Source organism: Paraburkholderia solitsugae, from assembly GCF_013177695.1.
GTDB classification, from domain to species: domain Bacteria; phylum Pseudomonadota; class Gammaproteobacteria; order Burkholderiales; family Burkholderiaceae; genus Paraburkholderia; species Paraburkholderia solitsugae.
Genome location: NZ_WOEY01000089.1, coordinates 103,438 through 110,348, shown reverse-complemented (window position 1 = coordinate 110,348; position 6,911 = coordinate 103,438). Strand labels below are relative to the sequence as shown.

Below are 6,911 nucleotides of genomic sequence, written 5' to 3'. Positions count from 1 at the left end.
GGCACGGATCAGCAACGCAGTCTGTTCTGGCGTGGGTTCGCAACGTCCGGGCTCAATCCGAAGACGCTGCTGTTCTTCCCGTCGTTTTTCCCGCAGTTCATCAGTGCGCCTTCAGATGAGGTGAACTGGTCCGCGAATCAGCAATATCTCTTGCTGGCCGCGACGTTTGCGCTGGTATTCGCGCTAGGCGTGGCGTCGACGGCGGTGTTTTCGCACCGCTTGCGGACGGTGTTGCAACGGCCGAAGCGGCTGCGTGCGGTCAATCGGCTGATGGGCAGTGTGCTGGTCGGCATGGGCGCGTTGATGGCGGCGGTCCGCTGATCGAGTCACTGCGTACCGCCAGGATCAACGTCATACCACCGACGATAAAACTCATCACTGGCGAGACAGATGACAGGTCGCGTTCAGCCTGGTTTGGTCGGCGTTCTGACCGCGCTTTGCACCTCGACATGGCGATAGACGTCACGACAAAATTGCATGCCGCCTTCTTGCGTGCCTTTTACGGCGACCGCTATCTGCGCAGCGCCCTCAACATGTTCAGGCACCGGCGGATTGACGAGCGCGGCGTCGATAGCGAGTGGATCGGTCGGCGAGGTCCGCATGATGCCGATGCCCTTGATCGTCACGGCGAGGCAGGGATCCGGCACTTGCGGACCGTGAGTGGCGGCGACGTTGAAATTGATGTTCAGCGTCCAGAAGCCCTCGTGAATATTCTGATGAATGATCACTGCCTTCACCACGTCCTGATGTGACAGTGTGTATTCGTTGTTTGCCATTGGTCCCTCCTTGCTCGTACGCAGTCTGTGCGTACGCGTGCAGATATGGCATGTGCGAGGACTAGAGGGCTAGTTTTGCGCACCGTTTTGACCAGCGCAAGGGGAAAGGTAGGGGCGTCGATGCGCGGATCGGTGCTGAGGGGGGGGAGGAAGCGGACGCAAGAAGAGGACACAGGAAGGCGCCCTGGTTGCGGGCGTCTTGGGATGCGCGTCCGCAGGAACTGGCAGAGCCGCATGGAATGACCTTCAGGTGAACTGCATATCTGGCAAAGGATTAATGGAAAATGAGGTACAGGATAACCAGTACGATCAGCGGGACGCCAAGAAGCCAGCCAAGAAGGTAAGGCATGATGTGATCTCCTTTCGTATCGATGTTTGAATACGATGGAGATTCAGCATCCGGCGTGCCTGACGGTATTCGCTTTACTTCAACCCGGCTATATCACGCCGGCGATGACCAGCACGATCACGACAATCACCACGATGCCGAGGCCGCCGGTCGGCCCATAACCCCACGAACGACTATGCGGCCACGTCGGAAAAGCACCGATGAGGAGAAGGATCAGCACAATCAGAAGAATAGTTCCCAACATATCAATCACCTCCGCTTGGGTTGACAGGACCTGCCTGTCACGACAGCCGTGCAGCGCGCGGTTGGGCGAGCTTGCGAAAAGGCAGTATCGATGTGTTGGGTTGAGCAACCCATGTGCCCGAGGCGAAAGTCCGGGCGTGAACTGTTTAAAAGAGGACATAAGAAGAGGCGCCCCTGGTTGCTGGCGTCTCGGGGCGCGCGGCCTCCTGCGCGAGCGACTTCATAAACATCTGAATCCCACCCTTGGACGCCACGTAATCGAAATGCCCGGCCAGGTCTTCATCGCGCGGCTCACGCTTTTTGTCAGCAGGTGATCTTGCCTTGCGGGTCCTATCCGCGACAAAACCATCTGCCGATATCCTCCGCTTGTCCATCACCAGCTACCAGTTTATCGGGTTGACTACCTTAACCGATTCGCCAAACCCGGTTGCATCAGGGCCTTTCATGGCGTTTCGTTAGCTCTCGCGACAACTGCGAGGTGAGTAAGCAATCCGTTCAGCCGTTCAGTGATCGCTTGACTATGCTCCTCTAGCGTTGCGATTTTGAGCTTTAGCTGCTGTTCGCGCTCCATGAACCCGGTCCGCTCCTCATCAAAAGCCTGCCGCGCACTATCAAATGCTTTAGACGCTTCTGTACGCGCGTGGGCATATATTTCAAGTATTCCTTCCAGGAATGAAGCCTGGACGCTGATTGGCAACTTGGTTTCGGGAAATGGCGCTGGTCCTTGGGCGCGAAGCGCCCGCATGAAAGATTTGACATCCTGCTGGACGTCCGAATGAGAACCCCAGCCAGTGATTTCCCTGACCACCCGCGTCGTCGGCGTTTCTCCCATTTCGTAAAGTAGCTTCCTACAAACGAAATGTGAAGCTTCTTGCCTGGTAGCACCGCTTGAGCGAATTGCGTTGACCGCGTCCGCTATCTGAATGTATTCGGGGCAAAGGGATTGCATATTTTTGTGTACTTGTCGGTCGACGTGCGGCCGAAAAACAGTACATTAGGATAGTTAACTTAAGCGACGCGGCACTCCAGCATCAGAGCAACCGCCACGCATTTCCACGTATCGAAGGTCTGGGTGTGAAGTGCCCGCCCCTGCCTTGCGTCGGTGTGGTAACACCACGGCATGAACGGATTTTCCATCTGATCGTGAACCGAAGCGAAACGTTCGCCTCTTCGCATCCTGTTGCATTGATGACATCACGCCTTCTTTTCGGATGTGCCACGCGTACCCCATTCACCGACGTCGAAGGTGCAGAGAGCTACCAGGGTGGTGAAGAACGAATCGACGATGAACCAGAGACCCAACGAGCCTACGATTAACGGGTTAATCCTCTGCTCAGGATTGCGGTTGCGGATGTACATGTTGAAACAGATACCGAATACCACGTAGGCGCCAAAGTAGACTTGCGTATCCAGAAAGAGATGCTGGGCTGCCCAACCCGACGCAAGCGCATAGATGTACATGGCCGGCCAAAGCACGGTCAGCGTGCCCGGCATGAGAATGTTCACCACCGTCAATGGATGAAGGACCTCCAGATTGTCTCCGAACGTTCGAAGCGTCCAGAAGAGATCGCGAAGGCCACTGCGTCTCCAACGAAGTTGTTGCATGAATAGCTGCTTGAAGTTGCTCGGCGCCGCCGTCCAGCACTGTGCAGTGATGTCGATGTAGGTCTTCAATCCCTTGAGCAACAGAAGATGGGTCATGTAGCGATCTTCACCGTCCCTGACGCCGATCCCAAACCAGTTTCTCCTCTTCACCTGTTCCTCGATCGCTTCGAAATGTTCGCGCCGGACAGCAAACAGGCAACCGGAAATACATGTGACATTTCTCGTCCAATTCTGCGACATTTTCATAATCTGAAATGCGTAGTAGTAAACGAGCGTTTGACACTGTGTAAGGATGTTTTCCATGGAGTTACTAATGCCAACTCGACCACCCACAGCACCGATGGTTTCATCGATGAAGCAGGCGGTCATTTCTCTGATTGCGCGCTTGTCGAAAATGCAGTCAGAGTCTATGCAGATCAGAATCTCACCCGATGAATACGACAGTGCATGAGACAACGTGTGGTGCTTGCCGGAATTCACGGTATTCCTGAACGCCCGAACAGTAGGCCATTTCTTCGCCGCTTGTTCGATCCATGCGAACGTATCGTCGGCCGAGCAGTCATCTACTGCAATGATCTCAATCTTGTGCAGTGGATAATCACTGTCGATAATGCTTTCGATCGTAGTAAATACGTGCTCCCCCTCATTAAAGCAAGGTAGAAGAACACTCACTTTCGGCTCAAGCTCATAATTTTTTTCAATGAAGGTCGATTTCCCACATAGCCTGAGAAGGAGTGTGATACCAAAATTCATCACCATTACCATCAATGGCAATGCGAAAATAAGATGAACGAGCGAATCAATCACTGGAGCCTCATTGATTTGATGACGAATTCAACCTCGTTATGGTCCTCGGGACTTGGACTATGAAATAACCACAGGTTGATAATTAAAGTCTGAGGCTGATCAGCAATGTCGCCACGAAAGTCGATTGTCTTTCCGTGCTGGATCGGGGACTCCCATGTCACCTGATCATGCTGCCACGTCATGTCGAACGTCGCGTTCGCAAGGTCTTTGGGCACCTCAACTGTGTCATGCCGGTTGCCCTTGTGACTGCGGTACCAAGCGGTGTAATTGACTTGTGGAGCTAATGCGTGGCCCCAGCGTGCAATCTCTATATCAATCTCGTTCGTCCCGTCTTCGCCAACATCTTTGGGTGGGTACATAAAGATACCGAAAACGACGTTCTTGTCTATTGAGCCTATCGGCCCGCTGACTTCGAAGGAATATCGACCGAATCCAAAGCGTTTAACAGATTCAATTTCAACGCACGTGAATTCACCCGACTGCGATCTGGTCATCCTCAGATGCAGCCAACCTTTGGTGTCAACCCACACTCCCTGCTGGCTCCAGATGCCCGATGCGCATGGTTGACCGCTGCCGGTCCGCACATGCCATTTCGCTCCGGCCCAATCGATCTCCGCCGCGCTAGCTATCGACAGAGATAGAAACGCAAACGCCGCACATAAAAGTTTTTTCATTCTGCATCGCTATAAATCTGATCTTCGAAGACCGCAGGCGTACGCGCGGCCGCCTATTAAAGCGAGCGCGCGTTCATTCCGTTGCAGCCGGCAACTGTATTACGCTCGGATCAAGGTCACGTTGCGTGGCTCATCGCCTCGATTGAGAATGCCCTTTACGTCGGTCACCACGGAAGATTGATGGGGATGAATGTGTTTGAGAATAGTTGCCCAGCCATCGCTCACGAATTCGCTATGTGCTACAGCCAGAACAACGGCGCGCGCCGTTTCATATTTGTCATACCGGGTGAGTCTGATGCCGTATTCCCGCTGAACCTGTTCGGGATCTGCAAGAGGATCGATAACCTGAACGTCGATGCCCCAACTCATGAATTCTCTTACCAACCCAACCGCCTTCGAGTTTCGGATATCAGGAACGTTCTCCTTAAAGGTAATGCCAAGCACCGTAATTCTCGAATCCAGCGGCAATCCGCGATGTCTCATCGCCTTCAACGTTTTTTCCGCCAGCAGCCCTGGCATCTTGTCGTTTACCTCCCTTGCGGCAAGTATCAGTGAAGGAATGTAGCCTACCTGAGCCGAGCGGTGGGTGAGGTAATAAGGATCCACAGAAATGCAGTGACCGCCCACGAATCCAGGCACGTACTTGTGAAAATTCCACTTCGATGCAGCCGCGTTGATGGCATCGTGCGTGTCGATGTCAAGCCTTGAGAATATCTGCGACAGCTCGTTCATCAACGCGATATTGACATCTCGCTGCGTGTTTTCGATCACTTTAGCCGCCTCGGCAATCTTGATACTCGCAGCGCGATAGGTCGTCGTGATCCGTGAATAAATGCTGTCCACCAGGTCGAGCGTTTCCCGAGTATCTCCCGAAATGATCTTGGTCGTGTTCGTGAGAGTGTGAACCTTGTCGCCGGGGTTGATTCTCTCTGGCGAGTAGCCCACCCAGAAATCGTGCCCATATTGCCGCACATGACTTTTGTCCAGGGTACCGTTTTGCTCCAGGATTGGAACGCAAACATCTTCCGTTACACCGGGATAAACGGTGCTCTCGTAGATGACAGTGGTCCCTGCACTCATATGCGCCGCAATTGTCCGCGTTGCGCCGATTACGGGCCCAAGGTCAGGAACGTTCGCATCGGTAACCGGCGTTGGCACGGTCACAATAATAACGTCGGCGTCACGCATGGCAAGGTGTGGCTGGTGCGTGAGTTGCCACTTCGCGGCCAGCAGCAAGCTTTCCTCCAACTCGCCCGTCCGATCATGCCCAGAAAGCAGTTCGGCGACTCGATTGCTGTCGATGTCAAAGCCGACCACGTCGAAATGTCGTGCCAGCTCACAAGCGAGCGGAGCGCCCACGTACCCAAGACCGACCACTAGAATTTTATTGGCTTTGCGCATAATCGTTGGAAAGTAGGGTGATTTTGAATCTCGCCAGATGCGCTTCCATAGCGGCAATGGCGAGGCTAACCCGGATCAGCGACTTCATCCTCAGTGCCTCAGTCGAATCCGCTTCACGCAAGCTCCCTAAGTCGGAACTTAGGCGGTTTGTCTCTTCAATGAGTTGTGGCAGAACGCTTTTCTCTGCCGCCAGGCTGGCGGAGATGCTTTGTTGGAGTACGAATGCCTGATGAGAGAGCTCGTCGTTTTGCTGACGACGCATCTCCATTAAGGAACTCGTGGAATTCTCGAGCTTCCTCTTGTACGATGCGGCATTGAAGTTATAGGTGAAAGTCAGGGATACGAACGGTTGAGCCCCCGTCGAAGTGCCAAACGGCTGACCGGAAATCGGTTTCTGCATTCCGCCGACGAGCGAAACGTCCCATGCCTGCAATGCCTGTTTGTGATTGAGTTCCTCCTGTAATTCCAACGTCAGGTCGTCTACCTGATGCAACGCCTGTTCAACGTTGATCTGGGGGATCTCCGGGAACTGGGATATGGCCGCCTCGCTCTTCGCGGTGGTGTACTGATGATAGATTTCCATACGCTGCTGAGTCAGCGCAACGATATCGGCAACAGTTGCATTACCTGCGCGCTTCCGCTTTTCAGTTGCGGCGATTTCTTCATCGAGGATACTAAGGACATTTGCGAGATCGGTTATCCGTTGGAGCGTGACCTGGTTTTCAATGAAGGGCAGCTTGTATTTGACAATGCGCTCGACGTCCAGGCTGTGGTCATATAATTCGCATTCGAGAGCGGCCGCTCGGATCGCGGAGTTTCCCTGAAGATGTTTCGAAAGACTTTTCGATACGCCAATCACGGCTTGTTTGAGCGTCGGATTCGTGTCCGATTGCCCCATGCGCCCAAAGCCTTCGATCCCGCTATCGAGGGTTTTTTCCGCATCCCCCACGTCTTTCACATACTGACAATATGCATTCTTTTCATCCGCGTTCGGAGTTTGAGCGAACACGGAGGTGGCCAGTATTGTGAGCAGAAGCGCTGCGTATTTTCTTTTAC

The 6,911-nt window shown here is 53.6% G+C and carries 9 protein-coding genes; 1 reads left to right on the top strand and 8 read right to left on the bottom strand.

The features are described from left to right. A partial coding sequence (locus GNZ12_RS22910) for a LysE family translocator (RefSeq protein ID WP_172313927.1) occupies positions 1-321 on the top strand: 321 nt, incomplete at its 5' end. Between the two features lie 83 nt (positions 322-404). On the opposite strand, the gene GNZ12_RS22905 is transcribed toward GNZ12_RS22910, so the two are convergent. The 8 genes from GNZ12_RS22905 to GNZ12_RS22870 all read right to left on the bottom strand — a co-directional run bounded on the left by GNZ12_RS22905 (position 405) and on the right by GNZ12_RS22870 (position 6,864). Continuing rightward, a complete protein-coding gene (locus tag GNZ12_RS22905; protein WP_172313925.1) occupies positions 405-776 on the bottom strand; it encodes a hypothetical protein in 372 nt (123 codons plus the stop codon). Between the two features lie 437 nt (positions 777-1,213). After that, on the bottom strand, positions 1,214-1,369 hold the full coding sequence (locus GNZ12_RS22900; protein WP_172313923.1) for a DUF3309 family protein: 156 nt from the start codon (positions 1,367-1,369) through the stop codon (positions 1,214-1,216). Between the two features lie 145 nt (positions 1,370-1,514). Beyond that, the gene (locus tag GNZ12_RS22895) at positions 1,515-1,742 is read right to left on the bottom strand and encodes a hypothetical protein (RefSeq protein ID WP_172313762.1); all 228 of its coding nucleotides are present in this window, start codon (positions 1,740-1,742) and stop codon (positions 1,515-1,517) included. Positions 1,743-1,810: 68 nt separating this feature from the next. Continuing rightward, complete coding sequence (locus GNZ12_RS22890; protein ID WP_216673321.1) at positions 1,811-2,317, bottom strand: DNA-binding protein; 507 nt, start codon at positions 2,315-2,317, stop codon at positions 1,811-1,813. A 245-nt stretch (positions 2,318-2,562) separates the two neighbouring features. Further along, positions 2,563-3,780 carry a glycosyltransferase gene (locus GNZ12_RS22885; RefSeq protein ID WP_172313919.1) on the bottom strand — a complete coding sequence of 406 codons (1,218 nt, stop codon included), beginning with the start codon at positions 3,778-3,780 and terminating at the stop codon, positions 2,563-2,565. Continuing rightward, on the bottom strand, positions 3,777-4,454 hold the full coding sequence (locus GNZ12_RS22880) for a glycoside hydrolase family 16 protein (protein WP_172313917.1): 678 nt from the start codon (positions 4,452-4,454) through the stop codon (positions 3,777-3,779). Before GNZ12_RS22880 ends, GNZ12_RS22885 begins: the two co-directional genes overlap by 4 nt. Before the next feature lie 99 nt (positions 4,455-4,553). Further along, complete coding sequence (locus GNZ12_RS22875) at positions 4,554-5,855, bottom strand: nucleotide sugar dehydrogenase (protein ID WP_172313915.1); 1,302 nt, start codon at positions 5,853-5,855, stop codon at positions 4,554-4,556. Further along, positions 5,839-6,864 (bottom strand): hypothetical protein, encoded by a 1,026-nt coding sequence (locus GNZ12_RS22870; protein ID WP_172313913.1) that lies wholly within the window; start codon positions 6,862-6,864, stop codon positions 5,839-5,841. The genes GNZ12_RS22875 and GNZ12_RS22870 overlap by 17 nt, the downstream gene beginning before the upstream one ends. Positions 6,865-6,911 lie beyond the last annotated feature (47 nt).

Bases quoted from the DNA above. Each gene is read 5' to 3' on its own strand.
- GNZ12_RS22890 (WP_216673321.1), bottom strand. From the start codon at position 2,317: ATGCAATCCCTTTGCCCCGAATACATTCAGATAGCGGACGCGGTCAAC.
- GNZ12_RS22895 (WP_172313762.1), bottom strand. From the start codon at position 1,742: ATGGACAAGCGGAGGATATCGGCAGATGGTTTTGTCGCGGATAGGACC.
- GNZ12_RS22875 (WP_172313915.1), bottom strand. From the start codon at position 5,855: ATGCGCAAAGCCAATAAAATTCTAGTGGTCGGTCTTGGGTACGTGGGC.
- GNZ12_RS22880 (WP_172313917.1), bottom strand. From the start codon at position 4,454: ATGAAAAAACTTTTATGTGCGGCGTTTGCGTTTCTATCTCTGTCGATA.
- GNZ12_RS22905 (WP_172313925.1), bottom strand. From the start codon at position 776: ATGGCAAACAACGAATACACACTGTCACATCAGGACGTGGTGAAGGCA.
- GNZ12_RS22900 (WP_172313923.1), bottom strand. From the start codon at position 1,369: ATGTTGGGAACTATTCTTCTGATTGTGCTGATCCTTCTCCTCATCGGT.